The sequence below is a fragment of the Zobellia uliginosa genome (assembly GCF_900156625.1).
GTDB lineage: Bacteria > Bacteroidota > Bacteroidia > Flavobacteriales > Flavobacteriaceae > Zobellia > Zobellia uliginosa.
Window position 1 is genome coordinate 313,565 of record NZ_FTOB01000004.1, and the last position, 16,941, is coordinate 330,505.

At 43.3% G+C, this 16,941-nt stretch carries 18 protein-coding genes; 7 read left to right on the forward strand and 11 right to left on the reverse strand.

Features of this window, described 5'->3' with window-relative positions; all coding sequences use genetic code 11:
- Positions 1–129 precede the first annotated feature (129 nt).
- Positions 130–639: an OmpH/Skp family outer membrane protein gene (locus BW980_RS13820; RefSeq protein ID WP_013993810.1), complete on the forward strand. Its 510-nt coding sequence runs from the start codon at positions 130–132 to the stop codon at positions 637–639.
- A 69-nt stretch (positions 640–708) separates the two neighbouring features.
- Here BW980_RS13820 and BW980_RS13825 read toward each other — a convergent pair whose 3' ends face one another.
- The 4 genes from BW980_RS13825 to gcvP all read right to left on the reverse strand — a co-directional run bounded on the left by BW980_RS13825 (position 709) and on the right by gcvP (position 6,262).
- On the reverse strand, positions 709–1,560 hold the full coding sequence (locus BW980_RS13825; RefSeq protein ID WP_076456268.1) for a glycosyltransferase family 2 protein: 852 nt from the start codon (positions 1,558–1,560) through the stop codon (positions 709–711).
- Positions 1,561–1,607: 47 nt separating this feature from the next.
- Complete coding sequence (locus BW980_RS13830; RefSeq protein ID WP_076455802.1) at positions 1,608–2,144, reverse strand: class I SAM-dependent methyltransferase; 537 nt, start codon at positions 2,142–2,144, stop codon at positions 1,608–1,610.
- A gap of 43 nt (positions 2,145–2,187) precedes the next feature.
- Positions 2,188–3,243: a 3-oxoacyl-ACP synthase III family protein gene (locus tag BW980_RS13835; RefSeq protein WP_076455803.1), complete on the reverse strand. Its 1,056-nt coding sequence runs from the start codon at positions 3,241–3,243 to the stop codon at positions 2,188–2,190.
- A 166-nt stretch (positions 3,244–3,409) separates the two neighbouring features.
- Positions 3,410–6,262: an aminomethyl-transferring glycine dehydrogenase gene (gene gcvP / locus BW980_RS13840; protein WP_076455804.1), complete on the reverse strand. Its 2,853-nt coding sequence runs from the start codon at positions 6,260–6,262 to the stop codon at positions 3,410–3,412.
- 125 nt (positions 6,263–6,387) lie between these two features.
- On the opposite strand from gcvP, the gene BW980_RS13845 reads away from it, so the two are divergent.
- The gene (locus BW980_RS13845; RefSeq protein WP_076455805.1) at positions 6,388–7,212 is read left to right on the forward strand and encodes a UbiA prenyltransferase family protein; all 825 of its coding nucleotides are present in this window, start codon (positions 6,388–6,390) and stop codon (positions 7,210–7,212) included.
- Here the strand turns inward: BW980_RS13845 and BW980_RS13850 are convergent.
- Together BW980_RS13850 and BW980_RS13855 are read right to left on the reverse strand one after the other, a co-directional pair.
- Positions 7,209–7,436, reverse strand: coding sequence for a hypothetical protein (locus BW980_RS13850; protein ID WP_076455806.1), 228 nt, complete (start codon positions 7,434–7,436; stop codon positions 7,209–7,211). The genes BW980_RS13845 and BW980_RS13850 overlap by 4 nt on opposite strands.
- Before the next feature lie 2 nt (positions 7,437–7,438).
- The gene (locus tag BW980_RS13855) at positions 7,439–7,993 is read right to left on the reverse strand and encodes a sigma-70 family RNA polymerase sigma factor (protein WP_076456269.1); all 555 of its coding nucleotides are present in this window, start codon (positions 7,991–7,993) and stop codon (positions 7,439–7,441) included.
- Between the two features lie 120 nt (positions 7,994–8,113).
- Here BW980_RS13855 and BW980_RS13860 point away from each other — a divergent pair, with 120 nt between their 5' ends.
- Positions 8,114–8,470: a rhodanese-like domain-containing protein gene (locus BW980_RS13860; protein WP_076455807.1), complete on the forward strand. Its 357-nt coding sequence runs from the start codon at positions 8,114–8,116 to the stop codon at positions 8,468–8,470.
- Here the strand turns inward: BW980_RS13860 and BW980_RS13865 are convergent.
- The 5 genes from BW980_RS13865 to BW980_RS13885 form a co-directional block, all read right to left on the reverse strand.
- Positions 8,467–8,988 carry a 5' nucleotidase, NT5C type gene (locus tag BW980_RS13865; RefSeq protein WP_076455808.1) on the reverse strand — a complete coding sequence of 174 codons (522 nt, stop codon included), beginning with the start codon at positions 8,986–8,988 and terminating at the stop codon, positions 8,467–8,469. The genes BW980_RS13860 and BW980_RS13865 overlap by 4 nt on opposite strands.
- 246 nt (positions 8,989–9,234) lie before the next feature.
- Entirely contained in the window at positions 9,235–11,253 is a 2,019-nt protein-coding gene (locus tag BW980_RS13870) for a M3 family metallopeptidase (protein WP_076455809.1), read from the reverse strand.
- A gap of 22 nt (positions 11,254–11,275) precedes the next feature.
- Entirely contained in the window at positions 11,276–11,677 is a 402-nt protein-coding gene (locus tag BW980_RS13875; RefSeq protein ID WP_076455810.1) for a hypothetical protein, read from the reverse strand.
- Positions 11,678–11,708: 31 nt separating this feature from the next.
- Positions 11,709–12,200 (reverse strand): 5-(carboxyamino)imidazole ribonucleotide mutase, encoded by a 492-nt coding sequence (purE, locus tag BW980_RS13880; RefSeq protein WP_076455811.1) that lies wholly within the window; start codon positions 12,198–12,200, stop codon positions 11,709–11,711.
- 4 nt (positions 12,201–12,204) lie between these two features.
- Entirely contained in the window at positions 12,205–13,377 is a 1,173-nt protein-coding gene (locus tag BW980_RS13885) for a 5-(carboxyamino)imidazole ribonucleotide synthase (RefSeq protein WP_076455812.1), read from the reverse strand.
- Between the two features lie 110 nt (positions 13,378–13,487).
- Here BW980_RS13885 and BW980_RS13890 point away from each other — a divergent pair, with 110 nt between their 5' ends.
- From BW980_RS13890 to BW980_RS13905, 4 genes are all read left to right on the forward strand, one after another.
- Positions 13,488–14,594 (forward strand): adenylate kinase, encoded by a 1,107-nt coding sequence (locus BW980_RS13890; protein WP_076455813.1) that lies wholly within the window; start codon positions 13,488–13,490, stop codon positions 14,592–14,594.
- Positions 14,595–14,780: 186 nt separating this feature from the next.
- The gene (obgE, locus tag BW980_RS13895) at positions 14,781–15,782 is read left to right on the forward strand and encodes a GTPase ObgE (protein ID WP_076455814.1); all 1,002 of its coding nucleotides are present in this window, start codon (positions 14,781–14,783) and stop codon (positions 15,780–15,782) included.
- Positions 15,783–15,849: 67 nt separating this feature from the next.
- Positions 15,850–16,371, forward strand: coding sequence for a DUF4136 domain-containing protein (locus BW980_RS13900; RefSeq protein WP_076455815.1), 522 nt, complete (start codon positions 15,850–15,852; stop codon positions 16,369–16,371).
- 193 nt (positions 16,372–16,564) lie between these two features.
- Entirely contained in the window at positions 16,565–16,930 is a 366-nt protein-coding gene (locus BW980_RS13905) for a hypothetical protein (RefSeq protein ID WP_139327682.1), read from the forward strand.
- Positions 16,931–16,941: the final 11 nt, after the last annotated feature.

The following is a 16,941-nucleotide window of genomic DNA, read 5'->3' on the forward strand; positions in this document are numbered from 1 at the left end:
CAAAGTGCCGCAATCATCTGCTAAATAGACATAATTTTAATACATTGCGGCGATTTGTATACCAAATGTCGAACATTGAAAAATACATTAACCTGAAATTAACACTCAATTTTATTAACTAGAATTATCATGAAACACTTAAAGAAAATAGCAGTAGCCTTAGTATTGTTCGTAGCCGCTACAGGTTTTGTTAACGCACAGAGCAAAGTAGCACATATTGATGTTACCCAATTATTAAGTGCAATGCCGGAGATGAAAGCTGCTGAAGCGGAGCTTAAAAAATTGTCTGAAACGTATAATGCCGATATTGAAAGTTCTATGACCGAGTTTCAGAACAAGGCTACCTTGTATCAAAACGAAGCGCCTTCCAAATCAAAAGAAGAGAACGAAAAAAGAGCGATAGAGCTTCAAGGTGTTCAAAAGAATATTGGTGAAGCACAACAAGCTGCACAACGTGAACTACAGAAAAAACAACAGGAGCTTTTTGCACCGATATCCGACAAAGCCAAAGCGGCCATAGAAAAAGTAGCGGCCGCCCAAGGTTTTGACTACGTGATCGATGCCCAGCCAGGTGGTGGTCTTATCGTTGCAAAAGGTAAGGATCTATTGCCAGACGTAAAGAAAGAGTTAGGTATTTAATCGACTTCAGATCATATCAGTAAAAAAGCCCGCTGCAATAGCGGGCTTTTTTATTTTGTAAGGGGTCGGTCAAAAGAGTTTGTTCTTTATATTTTTCCAGCGCAAGTTGCGTATGAACTGACCTTCGGATTTGCTGACCAAGAAAGGGGTATTCTCTTTTTTGGCTTCAAGGTAGCCATATAGGTTATCGGAAAACGCTTGTGGTTTACGCTGTTTAAAAGCCATTTTTAACGAGGCTATTATCGTAATTAAAAGGCCATAGCGCATGGTGTACATGGCTTTGCCTTGAAGCAGTTTGGCCTTTTGGTTGTATGCGTTTCCCGTAGGCCTAAGGTGTTTTACCTTTAAGGAGTCATCGGTGTAGATTTCGAAGTCATGGTATTGGGCCAGTAATTCGTCTACCGTATCCCAGCCCATGGCATTGCGTAATCCGTCTATGGCTTTGAAACACTTATTAGTGTAGGCTTTAAAGGCCCCGCGAACATGGTTTTTGTCCATAGGGTGGTTTAATTTCCATTCCCCGGTTTCGTCCTGTTCGTAAATAAATCCCCCGGCTATGCCGACCTTGGGTTGTCCCCGCAAAATATATGCGATCTTTTCAAAGTAATTATCGGGTAGAATAAGGTCGGCATCCAGCTTTACGATAAACTCATAATCCTTGTCGAGAAGTTGGAGTCCTTTGTTAAAAGCCTTGATCACTTTGCTCCCTGGCATGTGTTCGGTAGAGGATAGGGTGTTCAGTTTGATAAAAATAGGGCTGAGCGTGCAAAATTGGTCGATAATGGCCTCTGTGTCGTCTGTAGAATTATCGTTCACTACAACCACTCTTTTGGGCTGTAATGACTGTCTTAAAATAGAGTTTAAGGTATCGGCCAAAAAGCCTTCCTCATTATGTGCGGGAACAATAACATAGTAATGCATGGCCATAGGGTGTTAAAGGTCAAAAGCTATGAAATTGAATTGGATTCTCAGGCTTGATCGGCAGGTTTTTTTTCGGCATATACAATGTAGTACCGAGGGGTAAAACTTCGTAATAAGGGGCGTAAACCTATTTTTTTGACGGGATTCGTCCATTTGGCCCTATCCTTGATTTCCCAACCGGCCTTTTCCAAGAGCCAATCGAACTGCCAATCTTCAAATTCGTGGTAGTGACGGTCCCATGGGTCGGTCTTGCTTCGATAGGCCGGCGAAAACCAGAGTTTCAAAGGTATGCTGGCCACTAGTTTATTGGCTTTGATTTCCCTTAAGGTGTTAAAAGGGGCCAAAAGGTGTTCGAATATTTCAAAAGCCGTAACGACCTGGGCCTCGGATGCCTTCACTGACGAAAAATCAAGGTCTAGATCTTCTCCCTTGGTGTTCTCTACGGAATACCCCTGTTCTTTCATGATTTTTGAAAACGGATTCTCAACGCCTAGATCCAGTATAGACTCATCGGTCGATACGTGCTTTCTAAGAAATTCTAGAGTGTGTTGAAAACGTTTGCTCGGATAGGTATTCTCGTACATTTGAACAGCTTGCAAGGTTGGTTGCCCGTGCATCTACCGGGTGTTATACCTGATAGACGATGGCATTGATATTCATGCCTGCACCGACACTTGCAAATATAACAACATCTCCCTTTTGAACCTCTTGATTTTCTATTTTTCCACTAAGTACCAAATCGAACAGGGTAGGTACTGTGGCTACGGAACTATTGCCTAGTTTGCCAATGCTCATGGGCATGATGTTTTCCGGTGCTTCCATGTCGTAAAGCCCATAGAAACGTTTTACTATGGCCTCGTCCATCTTTTCATTGGCTTGATGAATGAATACTTTTTTGAGGTCGTTTATACCCAGTCCACTTTTGTCCAGGGCATCCTTCATGGCCTGAGGTACATGGGTAACGGCAAATTCATAAATTTTACGGCCGTACATCTTAATGTACTTGGTGTTGTCGTGTTCCTTGTTATACGACGTTCCAAAGAAGAGGTAATAGGCTTCGTCCTTTGTGTAGGTGGCACTTATGTGGGATAGTATTTCCCCTGCACCTTCTTTTTCTTCGATTATGGCCGCTCCGGCACCATCGGAGTAGATCATGGAATCCCTGTCGTGGGGGTCGGTAATCCGCGATAAGGTTTCCGCGCCAATGACCAAGCACCTCTTGGCGATGCCGCTTTTTATAAAGGCGTTGGCTTGAATGACGCCTTGAATCCATCCCGGACAACCAAAAATAAGATCGTAGGCTATGCAGCTTGGGTTTTTAATTTGCAAAAGCTGTTTTACCCTGCTGGCCAAGCTGGGAAGCGTATCTCCCTGTATTTGACCTGGTGATAGATCCCCGAAATTATGGGCGAAAATAATGTAGTCTATGGTTTCTTTGTCAATTTTGGCGTCTTCTATCGCTTTTTCAGCGGCTAAGACACCTAGGTCTGATGTTTTTAGATTGTTTTCGGCGTATCGGCGTTCACCGATGCCGGTAATACCCTCGAACTTTTTTATAATAACTGCGTTGTCATGGGGGAACGGAGACCCGTCCGCATTTAAAAAATCATGACTTTCAAAGCTGTCGTTAGCGACGACCAGTGAGGGTATGTAACTTCCTGTTCCTGTAATTGCAATCGACATAGTATATATTATTTTAGCACCTTACAAGATACGGTATAATAGATTTACTGCTATGCATGCATAGTAGTTATTACGATGTTCAAGGAGTTTTTGTAGGGGAATACTTAAAATAGAAACCCTTTACAGTTTGAATGTAAAGGGTTGTCTTATAATTGTTTGTGTTGTTTTATTCAGCCTCGGCGTAGGCTTCTATTGGCGCACACGTACATATTAAATTACGGTCTCCATAGGCATCGTCAACTCGCCTGACCGAAGGCCAAAATTTGTTTTCTTGAATAAATGGAAGCGGAAATGCCGCTTTTTGTCTGCTGTAAGGAAAGTTCCATGTATCGTTCGTAAGCATACCCAAGGTGTGGGGCGAATTTTTCAGCACATTGTTAGGTTCGTCGGAAGAAGAAGCATTGATTTCTTCCTTGATCGATAACATGGCTTCGCAAAAACGATCAAGTTCGGCCCGACTTTCACTTTCGGTAGGTTCGATCATTAAGGTACCTGCAACGGGAAAAGAAACGGTAGGGGCGTGAAAGCCATAATCCATCAATCTCTTGGCGATATCGGTAACTTCTATACCGTTCTTTTTAAAGGGGCGGCAATCAATGATCATCTCATGGGCTGCACGTCCGTTTTCGCCTGTATAAAGTACATCATAGGCTCCACTAAGTTTCTGTTTGATGTAGTTGGCATTTAAAATGGCGATTTCTGTGGAATGTCTAAGTCCTTTTTCCCCGAGCATTTTAATGTAGCCATAAGAGATCAGGCATACCAATGAACTGCCCCAAGGAGCGGCCGATATTGCGGTAATGGCCTTATCGCCACCGGTTTCCACTACTGGGTTTCCGGGAAGGAAGGGTGCCAGTTGTTCGGCTACACATATAGGGCCTACACCAGGACCACCACCACCATGGGGTATGGCAAAGGTCTTGTGAAGGTTCAAGTGACAAACATCGGCACCGATAATGGCAGGATTGGTAAGTCCGACCTGGGCATTCATGTTGGCACCGTCCATATACACTTGGCCCCCGTGGTCATGTACGAGTTGGGTAATCTGTTTTATAGATGATTCAAAAACACCATGGGTAGAGGGATAGGTAACCATTAAGGCGGCAAGCTGGTCTGCGTGTTTCAAGACCTTGTCCTCTAGGTCGGCTACGTCTATGTTTCCTCGTTCATCGGTTTTGGTAACGACGACTTTCATACCGGCCATTACGGCAGAAGCCGGGTTGGTGCCGTGCGCCGAAGCGGGAATGATGCAGACGTTCCTATGGCCTTCGTTACGTGATTCGTGATAGGCCCTGATGACCATGAGTCCGGCATACTCGCCCTGTGCACCGGAATTCGGCTGCAACGAGGTTGCGGCAAATCCGGTAATCGTAGAAAGGTCTTTGGCCAGTTCCTTGAGTACGTATTGGTAGCCTTTTGCTTGTTCGATGGGTACGAAGGGATGGATATTCGCCCAACGTGCCATACTCAAGGGCAACATTTCTGAGGCTGCATTCAATTTCATGGTACATGATCCCAAGGAAATCATCGAATGGTTCAGGGAAAGGTCTTTGCGCTCCAATTTTTTTATGTAGCGCATAAGCTCGGTCTCTGAATGGTATAGATTGAAGACTTCGTTCTGTAGGAAATTCGATTGGCGCTGCACATTTGAAGGTAGCGCGGTTTTTGTGGATAGCTCCTCGATTGGGGCTGCGTTCTTTTCAAGTGCTTCAGCGAAAATGGAAACGATTTGATTTAGGTCTTGCAATGAGGTCGCCTCGTTTACCGCTATGGAAACTGTTTCGTCGTCTATGTAAAGAAAGTTTACTTCGTTTTGCTCTGCTATTGTACGAACGCGGTTGGCCTTGGTCTTGACCGTAATCGTATCAAAATACGAAAGATTGGTTTGGTAGAGGCCTAATTTCTCAAGGGCATCGGCCAAGGTTACGGCGGTATGGTGGACTTTTCTTGCAATGTATTTCAGGCCTTCAGGTCCGTGATAAACGGCGTACATACCGGCCATAACGGCCAATAGTACCTGCGCGGTGCATATATTCGATGTGGCCTTGTCGCGTTTTATGTGCTGTTCTCGCGTTTGAAGTGCCATCCGCAATGCCATATTCCCGTCAGTGTCTTTTGTAATACCGATAATACGGCCGGGAATGTTTCTTTTGTAGGCCTCTTTGGTAGCGAAAAATGCGGCGTGAGGGCCTCCATAGCCCAAAGGAATACCGAATCTTTGGGTGGTGCCGACAACTACGTCTACGCCGAATTCCCCTGGAGGGGTAAGCAGCACCAAGCTTAAGATATCTGCGGAAACGGCAACTTTAATATCGTTTTCTTGGGCTTTGGAAACAAAGTCGCTATAGTCGTTTACTTGTCCGTATTTGCCAGGGTACTGTAATAGGGCCCCGTAAAAATCTTGTCCAAAGGTAAATTCTTCATGGTTTCCTATTACCAGTTCAATACCCAAAGGTTTTGAACGTGTTTTTAAAAGGGATAGGGTCTGCGGAAGAACTTCTTCTGATACGAAGAATTTTAGAATACCGTTTTTCTTTTGTTGACGACTGCGAACATCGTACAACATGGTCATGGCTTCCGCTGCGGCCGTACTTTCGTCCAATAGTGATGCATTGGCCAGTTCCATACCTGTAAGGTCGGCGACTAGGGTCTGAAAATTTAAAAGCGCCTCTAGTCGGCCCTGTGCAATTTCAGCTTGATATGGGGTGTAAGCGGTATACCAACCCGGGTTTTCAAGAATATTCCTTTTGATTACGGAAGGCGTCAAACTCTCATGGTATCCTAAACCGATATATGAACGGAATACCTGGTTCTGCTCCGATAATTCTTGAATATGGGCCAGAAATTTGTGTTCGCTCATTGCGGCATTCAGCTGCAATGGTTCCTTTAAACGAATGTCGTTGGGGATGGTCTCGTAAATGAGCTGGTCCAAGGTTTCGGTACCTACAGTCTTGAGCATGTGCTCTCGATCTTCTTCCTTAATGCCTATATGGCGTAAAGCAAATACATCTGTCTTCATAGCTTATTGTAAAAGTGGCGTAAAATTAGACATTTAATCCCTTAAAAAAATCACATAATTGTGTTAGGTCATTAAAGTTTTTAACTAAAACGGCAGTTTATGAACAGTTTGGTTAATTTTGTAAGATGAAGGCTATAAAGCGCATTTTCGACTTTTACCTTGATGCAAGTATACATATAGCCTTTGGGGTGTATGCCCTTGTACATATTACCGATATTACCTTGGGCTTTGAGGTAGACAGTCACTTGGCCTGGTTTCTTTTTTTTGGTTCGGTGGCTTGTTACAATTTCGTAAAGTACGGGGTGGAGGCAAAAAAGTACATTCTTGTGGCCAATCGCTATCACAAGAATATTCAGTTGGTAAGTATAATAGCCTTGCTCATTGCACTTTACCATGGTTGGTTTTTGTCATTGAAAGTCTGGTTCGGTGTTGTGGGGCTCGTGGGATTGACGGGACTCTATGCCTTACCCTTATTGCCCCATGCAAAAAACTTGAGAAGTTGGGGCGGGTTAAAAATTTTTATTGTGGCCCTGGTATGGGCGGGGGCAACGGTAATCTTGCCTATGTTGGCGGCCGAACAACCTATGACAAAAGACGTTTGGGTAGAAACCGTTCAACGCTTTATTTTTGTGTTGATCTTATTGATTCCCTTCGAAATTCGTGATTTGGCCTTTGATGCTCCTGATTTAAAGACTTTGCCACAGCGTTACGGCATTGCCAACACTAAAATCTTTGGTTCTTTCTTGAGCGTTCCGTTCTTTTTCTTGATTTTCCTGAAAAATAGTGTATCTAGTGGTGAGGCGATAGCGGCGGGTATAGTCTTTTTGATACTTGGTTCCCTAATGTTTATAACGGGACGAAGGCAAAATCGGTATTTTGCTTCGTTTTGGGTGGAGGCTATTTCTATATTTTGGTGGTTTCTGTTGCTATTGACCACCATGTACATTTAGTCTTTTTCCTGTAAAATTTCCTTCATCTTAAGCTTGTCGTTTTCCGTGAGGCTATGTAGGTTGGCCTTGTCGCATAGAGAAGTAAGTTGGGTGTTTTTCTTTGTGGCCTTTGAACAGGTCTTACACATAAGTAAATGGAAGCGAAGCTTTAACTTCTCGATAAAAGTGGCTTCCCTATATTGGGCCTTGTTGCAAATTATTGCAGCTTTTTCGCAAGAAATCATATTTAAAACCAATTTTGATTAAGGCAATCCATCAAGGCCGTTCTAGCTCTATGTATCATTACCCACAGGTTAGACGGATTAATATCGAGCTCATTACAAATATCTTCGGTACTAATTCCTTGAATGGTTTTCATTGTAAATACCAGGGCCTGTTTTTTTGGTAATTTAGAGATGCAGTCTTGTATGGCGAGACCTAGTTCTTCGTTTTCTATGTTGCTGTTTTCAAACGAACTAAAAGGGTCGGCTACTTGTTCTTCTAGCCAATCGCCTTCCGCGTCGCTTTGTGCACTGTAGTTCATTCGAACCTCGGCCTTGCCTTTGTTTGAATTTATCTTTCGATAATAATCGATTACTTTTCGTTTCAGAATAGCAATCAACCAAGTGCGTTCAGCGGCATCTCCCTTATAGTTTTTTGCCGATTTTAGTCCGGCCATAAAGGTTTCCTGTACCAAATCTTTTGCTACTTCCGAATCGCTTATGCGGCCGATGGCATAGTTGAAAAGGTAATCTGCATATAAATCTACCCAGTTTTCGGGCTGTAGTTGGTGTTGTGCCATAGGTTTCGTGTCATTGTCAAAAGTAATGGAATTAGATTTAATGACCTTTAATTTTTTTTCATTGCTTCTAATATAATTTAATGCCGCCATATTTCTTATTTTTGATTAAACTTCTTGAACATGAAAGTCTACATATTCACTCTTTTACTATGTATGATTACTTTAGGTTGTGCTCAAAGTAAAACAAAACCTATCACAGATTTTTCACAGAATGATATAGAAAATGCGATTTTGCTGGATGTTCGTACTCCCGAAGAATTTAATGGGGGACATTTAGATAAGGCCGTAAATATCAATTGGTTCGATGCTGATTTTGCAGAACGCGTCGATAGCATCGATCGGGCGCAGACCGTATACGTGTATTGCAAGAAAGGCGGACGTAGCGCCAAAGCGGCCCAGGTACTTGATTCTTTAGGCTTTAATGTGGTTGACCTAGAAGGCGGCTACGACGCTTATGTGGCTTCTAAAAAGAATTAAAGGAGCTTGTCGGCCACCTCTAACCAATTGTTCGCACGTTCAAAACCCGTAGTGTTTATATTATGTGGAGAGGTGAACAGCAGGGTTCGCCCATTGAACTTTTCAAGGTTGTAACTGCGATCGTCGATGAGAACATCGCCCAACAGAATGTGCTTATGACCGCAGAGAATACGGTTTTGCCATGGAATGAAGGAAAGGTGTTCATCTAACCAATCGGATTTTTCCTCGAGTGAATTCGGAAACTGCATGGCGGCACTGGCTATGTATACTTCGTGCTTTTCGTTTAGCTTCCTTAATACGTCTTGGGCATTTTTAATGGGTTTCAGGTTGCGGAAGAAGCCTCTGTTCCGGGCATGGTCGCGAACACTTTGCTGACGTTCGGACGGAACCATACGCCAGACCTCGTTGCCGTTGCAAAGCTCCACTGTCAGGTTCTCGTTAAACTGTTTGTTGTAAATTTCTATATGCGCACCGTAGGTGTCCGCAATAACTTCGTCCATGTCAACGAATATGACCATCGCTTTTTTTGGCGAAGTTCTAAAAAGCCTGCGAGGTAAAAAAACCTAAGCCCAAATTTGACGATGATTTAATTTGTATTTTGTAGAAGTTTCTGGGGAATAAAAAAAGAGGGCGTCCCCACACCCTCTTTTAAACCGTTAAAAAAATTATTTGATATAACCTTTTCAACCTACTTATGTTACGTAAATATATAAGAAAAAACTTACAAAACATAATTTAGGTTAATTTTTTTTAAAAATTTGGATTTATTCAAGCAGGCCGGCTCTTTCCAGTAAGGCTTCTACCTTTGGTTCTGCTCCCCTAAAGCGTTTATATAGCACCATAGGGTTCTCGGTGCCGCCTTTTGAAAGCACGTTATCCTTGAACTTTGTAGCGACTTCCTTGTTAAAGATACCTTTTTCTTTGAAAAGGGCAAAAGCATCGGCATCGAGAACTTCGGCCCATTTATAACTGTAGTAGCCCGAAGAATAGCCACCTTGAAATATATGGGAAAAAGCCGTGCTCATACAGGTTTCCGGGGTGTCGGGATACAGGTTGGTGTCTTTAAAGGCTTCACTTTCGTGTTGCTTAACATCGGTAATGCCCGATGGGTCGATACCGTGCCAAGACATATCCAATAAACCAAAACTCAATTGTCTCAAGGTTTGCATGCCTTCTTGAAAGGTGGACGACTCCTTGATTTTTTGTACCAATTCCATTGGAATTACTTCCCCTGTTTCATAATGCTTGGCAAAAAGCTCTAGGGCCTCTTTTTCATAGCACCAATTTTCCATGACCTGACTGGGCAGTTCAACAAAATCCCAGAACACCGAAGTTCCTGAAAGACTAGGGTAGGTGGTGTTGGCCAGCATACCATGAAGTCCGTGACCGAACTCATGAAATAATGTGGTAACTTCGTTAAAGGTCAAAAGTGAAGGTTTGCTGGGAGTCGATCGTGTAAAATTACAGACGTTGGATATATGCGGACGTACATTTTTACCCTTCAATCGGTATTGTGGTTTGTACGATGTCATCCAAGCGCCGCCACGTTTTCCTTTTCTTGGATGAAAATCGGCATAAAAGACCGAGATGAAGTTTCCTGAAGTGTCATAAACCTTGTAAGTTTTTACTTCGTCATGATACTTTTCAATGTCGGATACCTCTTCGAATTTTAGGTCGAACAATTTTTCCGCCACTTTAAAAACCCCATCTATTACATTTTCAAGTTTGAAATAAGGCTTTAGCTTTTCGTCGTCAAGGTTGAACCGTTTTTGCTTGAGTTTTTCAGAGTAGTAGCTGCCGTCCCATTTTTCCAATCGGTCGATGGCGTCAAGTTCTTTTGCGAATTTTTCCAGTTCGATAAATTCTTTTTTAGCGGCGGGTTTGGCCTTTACTAGCAATTCATTTAGAAATTGGTGCACTTTTTCGGGAGTTTCAGCCATGCGTTCCTCCAATACAAAGTGGGCATGTGTTTTGTAGCCGAGTAAATTGGCGCGTTCATACCTCAATTGGGCAATTTTAAGAACGTTTTCTTGGTTGTCATGTTCATCGCCGTGAAAGGCTTTGCTGCCAAAGGCCAGTGCCAGTTTTTTTCGGAGCCCACGATTTTTGGCGTACTTCATAAAAGGGATATAGCTCGGGTAGTCTAGGGTGACCAGCCAGCCTTCTTTACCTTTTGATTGGGCCAATTGGGCCGCAGCTTCTTTTTCTCCTTCAGGTAAACCGTCTAAATCATTTTCATCGGTCAGGTGCATTTCGTACGTATTGGTCTCGGCCAGTACGTTCTCCCCGAATTTGAGTTTAAGTTGGGACAGTTCGGCGTCGATTTCACGTAGGCGCTTCTTTTTGTCATCGCTCAGGTTGGCACCGTTTCTGCTGAAACTCTTGTATTTTTTGTCGAGCAAGGTCTGTTGCTCTACCGTTAGGTCTAATGAATCTCTTTGCCCATAAACCGTTTTTATACGTTTGAACAAGGCTTCGTTCAGTGTGATGTCGTTGCTAAATTCAGATAGCAAGGGTGAAATTTCTTGAGCTATCTTTTGAATCTCTTCATTGGTTTCCGCTGAATTCAAATTGAAGAATATGCTCGAGATCCGGTCTAGTTGTTGTCCTGAAAATTCAAGGGCCTCGATAGTGTTGGCAAAAGAAGGTGCCTCCGAATTTTCGGTAATCCGGTCTATTTCGGCACGGGCCTCTTTCATGGCCTGTAAAAAGGCGGGTTTAAAATCTTCGTTCTTTATCTGTGAAAAAGGAGCGGTGTCAAAAGGGGTCAATAAAGGATTCATATGTCGTAAGATTTTTGTTGCGTTATATTTTCAAGGGATTGTTTTTTAGCTGAAAACGGGTATTGATCAAATCTAAAATAAAAGCGAGGCCGGCGAGAAGAAAGGATAGTGCCGCACCTGTCATAAAAGCCAAATTTCTAGTGGTGTCGATCAATACCTTGTCTCTTACGTTTCGATAATCTTTGGTGTATTCGGCCAGATCTATGGTGCCGTTCGAATTAAGGTCAAAAGTGTCTAACTGCATTTGGTAATACTTCCATCGTAAAAATACGAGTACCAATATCAGTCCATACATCGAGAAGAACAGTAGCGAGCAGCGCCACGCACTTCTAACGTAAGGGTTTTTGACTTTTCCTCTTAAAAAAAACAGAACAAAAATGGCCACAATACTTATCAGAAAACCGAAAAGAGATGGGTAGTTCATAATGAAAAGGAGGGTTTTGAAGTGTAAAGTATTACTTTTTGCCAGCTACCGATTTTGCTCCGTCGATAACCTTTTGCTTTAGCCCTTCTTTGTAGAGAATAATTTTGTCTAAAACGCATTTGTCAGAGCTCCCTATGATTTGTGCGGCCAAAATACCGGCATTTTTTGCCCCGTTTAGGGCTACTGTGGCTACGGGAACGCCGCCGGGCATTTGAAGGATGGAGAGAACGGAATCCCATCCATCTATGGAATTACTGCTTTTTACCGGTACGCCTATAACGGGTAAGGGAGACATAGATGCCACCATCCCGGGTAAGTGGGCGGCACCACCGGCACCGGCTATAATTACTTTGTAACCCTTGGTATGGGCGTTTTTACTGAAATCAAAGAGTTTTTCGGGGGTTCTGTGTGCCGATACGATGTCTACATCGACCTCAATGTCGAATCCTCTTAAAATATCAATGGCGTCTTGCATTACGGGCATATCGCTAGTGCTGCCCATTACTACGGCTACTTTGTTCATAGGGTTATTTGCTTATGACTTTTATCGTTTCCTTTACTTGTTGTGCAATCTTTCGCGCTTCCGAGATCGACTCGTTCACGATGGTAACGTGGCCCATTTTTCTAAAAGGGCGGGTTTCTTTCTTGCCGTAAATATGGGGAGTTACTCCTTCCATTCCTAAAATTTCGGACATGTTTTCATAGACGACCGCACCTGTATGGCCTTCGGCCCCTACTAAATTTACCATAATACCGGCCACCTTACTTTTGGTATCTCCCAAAGGGAGGTCTAAAATTGCGCGGATGTGTTGTTCAAATTGGTTGGTGTAGCTGGCCTCGATACTGTAATGGCCACTGTTGTGGGGTCTTGGGGCAACTTCGTTAACTAAGATCTGATCGTCTTTGGTCAGAAAAAGCTCTACGGCCAAAATGCCCACATGCTGTATTTTTTCGCTCACCCTTAGGGCTATTTCCTGTGCTTTGGCGGCTACCGTGGCATCGATTCTCGCCGGGCAAATAACATACTCTACCTGGTTGGCCTCGGGGTGGAATTCCATCTCCACTACGGGATAGGTCCTTACCTCACCACTGGCACTTCGGGTTACAATAACCGCAAGTTCGTTTTTAAAATCGATCATTTTTTCGGCAATGCACTCGCCGGTAGGTAACCGGTCTAAATCTTCGGTTTTGCGTATGACGGCCACCCCTTGTCCGTCGTAACCGAACTGGGCGGCCTTCCAGATAAAGGGAAAGTTTAAGGCCCCGTTCGCGATGCTGTCCTTGATCTCACTTTTATAGGCAAATCGCTGAAAATCGGCTGTGGGAATGTTATGGTCTACATAGAAGAGTTTCTGCTTGGCCTTGTTCTGAATGATTTTAAGGGCTTTGGTCGGAGGAAAAACCTTTAGACCTTCGTCTTCGAGTTTTTCAAGCGCGTCAATATTTACGTTTTCAATTTCAATGGTAAGCACGTCTACCCGTTTCCCAAAATCGTAAACCGCGTTAAAGTCCATCAGGTCGCCCAAAACGAATTCGTTGCAAGCAATTTTTGAGGGAGCTTCGTTGGAAGCGTCCATAACTACGGTATAAATATCGAATTTACGGGTTTCGTAAAGTAACATCTTTCCGAGTTGGCCACCGCCTAGGATGCCCAGTTTGAATTGTGAGGAAAAGTACTCCGATGAATTATCTGTTGACATGCATTTGTTTTATGAATGGTGCAAAAATACGTTGAATTCTTAAAACGGAAGCCGTGTGCTTAAAAAAGCAAATTCAAAGTGTTATATTAGCCGTTCTTTAAAAAAGCGATGTGATAAAGCTACACGATAAACATTTTAAACCGTTCTTGAGCGAAGCGCAAATTAAGGCGGCCGTAAAAAAGGTGGCCGATCAAGTTGCCGCCGACTATAAAGATGAGACGCCCATTTTTGTGGGAGTGCTCAACGGGGCCTTTATGTTTATCTCCGATTTTTTAAAGGAATACCAGTATCCGTGCGAAGTTTCCTTTGTGAAGTTGAGCTCGTACCAGGGGTTGACCTCTACGGGCATTGTGGAGACCCTCTTAGATGTTTCTGAAAACATAGAGGGATGCAGTGTCATAATTTTAGAAGATATAATCGATACGGGGCGTACCCTGAAAAAGTTGGTACACCTTTTTTCAAAGGCGAACGTGAAGGAATTCAGGGTAGCCAGTCTTTTTTATAAGTCTGAAGTATACAATGGTGAGTATACCATTGACTATGTGGGTATAGATATACCCGATAAATTTATTGTGGGTTATGGTCTCGATTATAATGAGTTGGGCCGAAACCTTAGGGAAGTTTACCAATTAAACCAGAAACATATGATCAATCTCGTGCTGTTCGGGAAACCGGGTGCCGGAAAAGGAACGCAAGCTGAATTTTTAAAGGATAAGTATAACCTGAAACATATTTCAACAGGGGACCTTTTCCGTTTTAACATGAAAAACGATACCGAACTAGGTAAATTGGCGAAATCATATATTGATCGCGGCGATTTGGTGCCCGATGAAGTAACCATAAAAATGCTACAAGATGCGGTCGAAAAGAACCCTGAAGCTAGTGGGTTTATTTTTGATGGTTTTCCGCGTACCGTGGCCCAAGCCGAGGCTCTCGATAAGTTTTTGGCGACCAAAGACATGAAAATAGATGCAACTATCGCCTTGGAGGCCAATGATGAAGTCCTTATTCAACGTTTGTTGGAACGGGGCAAGGTAAGCGGCCGTAGTGATGATCAAGATGAATCTAAGATACGTAACCGTTTTGACGAGTATAATGAGAAAACGGCTCCTTTAAAGGATTTTTACGAGAATCAAGGCAAGTTCCACAGTGTGAACGGCATTGGGGCCATAGATGAGATTACCCATCGTTTGGGCAAGGTTATCGAAGAACTGTAGTTTCTTCGCTATATCATCAATATTAGAGGGAGTTGAAGGGGGCAAGCTGTAGTTTTGGCCTATTTCGACTCCCTTTTTAGTTTTATAGGGCTAACTTCTAAGGGCCTAGCATGTTCAAGCTTCATGCGAAATGCGTATTTTTGCAGAAATGTTGGCTGTTGTCAATATATAATTCAGGATATTTTTATGACCGAGGGTAATTTTGTAGACTACGTTAAGATTTATGCGGAATCTGGTAAAGGAGGAAAGGGCTCTGTGCATTTGCATAGGGAGAAGTACATTACCAAAGGTGGTCCCGATGGTGGAGACGGAGGTCGCGGTGGTCATGTTATCTTAAGGGGGAATGAAAACCTTTGGACGCTGGTTACATTTAAGTTTAAAAAGCATTTTAAGGCCGGTCACGGCGAGCATGGCAGTAAATCCCGTAGTACGGGGTCAGATGGGCAAGATGTGTATTTAGACGTTCCCTTGGGGACGGTGGTCAAAGATTCCGAAACCCTGGAAATCCTTTTTGAGATTACCGAACACGGTGAGGAGCGAATCTTGGCCGAAGGCGGAATGGGCGGTCGTGGAAACTGGCATTTTAAGACCAGTACCAATCAGACCCCTAGATATGCGCAGCCCGGAATCCCTGGGCAGGAGGTAGAGGTCATCCTTGAGTTGAAAGTATTGGCCGATGTCGGCCTTGTCGGTTTTCCCAATGCCGGTAAATCGACCTTGTTGTCGGTAATCACATCGGCAAAACCCAAAATAGCGGATTATGAGTTTACTACCCTAAAACCCAACTTGGGTATTGTTGAGTATCGCGATTTTCAAAGTTTTGTAATGGCCGATATTCCGGGAATCATTGAAGGGGCCGCCGAAGGAAAGGGGTTGGGCCATTACTTTTTACGACATATCGAGCGTAACGCCACCTTGCTGTTCTTGATACCGGCCGACAGTGATGATATCGCCAAGGAGTACCAAATTTTACTTGACGAACTTAGACGGTACAATCCTGAATTGTTGGATAAAGAGCGCTTGGTCGCCATATCAAAGAGTGATATGTTGGATCAGGAACTCATCGATGAAATGACGCAAGAACTGGATAAAGATTTGAAAGGGATTCCCTATATGTTCATCTCTTCCGTAGCACAACAGGGCATAAGGGAGTTGAAGGACAAACTGTGGACTATGTTGAACAACTAGCTTCGGGGCTTTTAGGGCTCAGGGTGTTATCCTGATAAATTACTTACATTTACTTTAAATCGAGACGATGAAAAATGTCTTTACTTTTATATTGGTTCTGTTTTTGGCCTCGTGTAATGCGATTCGGGTTAACTATGATTATGACAAGAAGACCGATTTCACCAATTATAGCACGTACAACTATTATCCGGATATGGATACGGGATTGAGCGAACTCGATGCCAAACGCCTATTGGATGCCGTAAACTCCGAAATGCAGTTAAAGGGTATACGTTTTTCGGAAGACCCTGATTTTTTTATCAATATAGAGAGCAATTCGTTTCAGGCGCCCAGGAGTAATACCGTGGGAGTAGGTGTCGGGGGTACGGGCCGCAGTGTAGGTGGTGGTGTATCGGTAGGCATACCCGTTGGACAACCTAAAATGGAACGCGAAATACGTTTCGATTTTGTCGATACCAAAAAAGATGAGCTCTTTTGGCAAGGCCAGGGGCAAAGTACCTTCAAGGAAAACATAAGCCCTGAAGAACGTGAGGAAAAATTGCGCGCCTTGGCCGCCAAGGTTTTTTCAAAATATCCCCCCAAAAAATAGGGAGTGGTTTAGCTTTTTTGAAGCAGGTATCTCCCCTGGTGTTAAAAACTTTCCTGTGTAGGTAATTTATTATTCCATATTTTCGAACCTTCTTTCAATTTATGTTTTCCGGGCTACAAACAAAGAGCCTGTGACCTATGTGTTGGAAGGCTGTTTTCAACCCCAAACTGAACTTAAAAAGGAAATTTTCCTAATGTCGAAGCGTGCCCTTTATTATATTGATAACCATAAGATTGAAGTGGTACATACTTTTTTTGGAAAGGAAAAAATCCTTCTGAACGGCAGAACCGTTTCCAAAAAAGTATTTGAAGTAGGGGTAGAGCATTTGTTTACGATCGGGGAAAACAGGTATCGCATTGCCCAGCGTGACATATCCTATGGTGAGAAATTAAATCGTTTTGAAATTCGAAAGAACGGCTCACCTATATCCTTGGTCAATAGACTGTCCCGAAGGCCGTCCCATCAGATGTTTATTATGGTCGTTCTTTGTGGTCTGGGGACCGGCTTTATTTTGGGCGTTGTCCTTTATAAGATGCTCTGGCCTACTTCAGGCGTGTAATTCGTTCGGTT

Bases quoted from the DNA above. Each gene is read 5' to 3' on its own strand.
- BW980_RS13820 (WP_013993810.1), top strand. From the start codon at position 130: ATGAAACACTTAAAGAAAATAGCAGTAGCCTTAGTATTGTTCGTAGCC.
- BW980_RS13825 (WP_076456268.1), bottom strand. From the start codon at position 1,560: ATGCATTACTATGTTATTGTTCCCGCACATAATGAGGAAGGCTTTTTG.
- BW980_RS13830 (WP_076455802.1), bottom strand. From the start codon at position 2,144: ATGTACGAGAATACCTATCCGAGCAAACGTTTTCAACACACTCTAGAA.
- BW980_RS13835 (WP_076455803.1), bottom strand. From the start codon at position 3,243: ATGTCGATTGCAATTACAGGAACAGGAAGTTACATACCCTCACTGGTC.
- gcvP (WP_076455804.1), bottom strand. From the start codon at position 6,262: ATGAAGACAGATGTATTTGCTTTACGCCATATAGGCATTAAGGAAGAA.
- BW980_RS13845 (WP_076455805.1), top strand. From the start codon at position 6,388: ATGAAGGCTATAAAGCGCATTTTCGACTTTTACCTTGATGCAAGTATA.
- BW980_RS13850 (WP_076455806.1), bottom strand. From the start codon at position 7,436: ATGATTTCTTGCGAAAAAGCTGCAATAATTTGCAACAAGGCCCAATAT.
- BW980_RS13855 (WP_076456269.1), bottom strand. From the start codon at position 7,993: ATGGCACAACACCAACTACAGCCCGAAAACTGGGTAGATTTATATGCA.
- BW980_RS13860 (WP_076455807.1), top strand. From the start codon at position 8,114: ATGAAAGTCTACATATTCACTCTTTTACTATGTATGATTACTTTAGGT.
- BW980_RS13865 (WP_076455808.1), bottom strand. From the start codon at position 8,988: ATGGTCATATTCGTTGACATGGACGAAGTTATTGCGGACACCTACGGT.
- BW980_RS13870 (WP_076455809.1), bottom strand. From the start codon at position 11,253: ATGAATCCTTTATTGACCCCTTTTGACACCGCTCCTTTTTCACAGATA.
- BW980_RS13875 (WP_076455810.1), bottom strand. From the start codon at position 11,677: ATGAACTACCCATCTCTTTTCGGTTTTCTGATAAGTATTGTGGCCATT.
- purE (WP_076455811.1), bottom strand. From the start codon at position 12,200: ATGAACAAAGTAGCCGTAGTAATGGGCAGCACTAGCGATATGCCCGTA.
- BW980_RS13885 (WP_076455812.1), bottom strand. From the start codon at position 13,377: ATGTCAACAGATAATTCATCGGAGTACTTTTCCTCACAATTCAAACTG.
- obgE (WP_076455814.1), top strand. From the start codon at position 14,781: ATGACCGAGGGTAATTTTGTAGACTACGTTAAGATTTATGCGGAATCT.
- BW980_RS13900 (WP_076455815.1), top strand. From the start codon at position 15,850: ATGAAAAATGTCTTTACTTTTATATTGGTTCTGTTTTTGGCCTCGTGT.
- BW980_RS13905 (WP_139327682.1), top strand. From the start codon at position 16,565: ATGTCGAAGCGTGCCCTTTATTATATTGATAACCATAAGATTGAAGTG.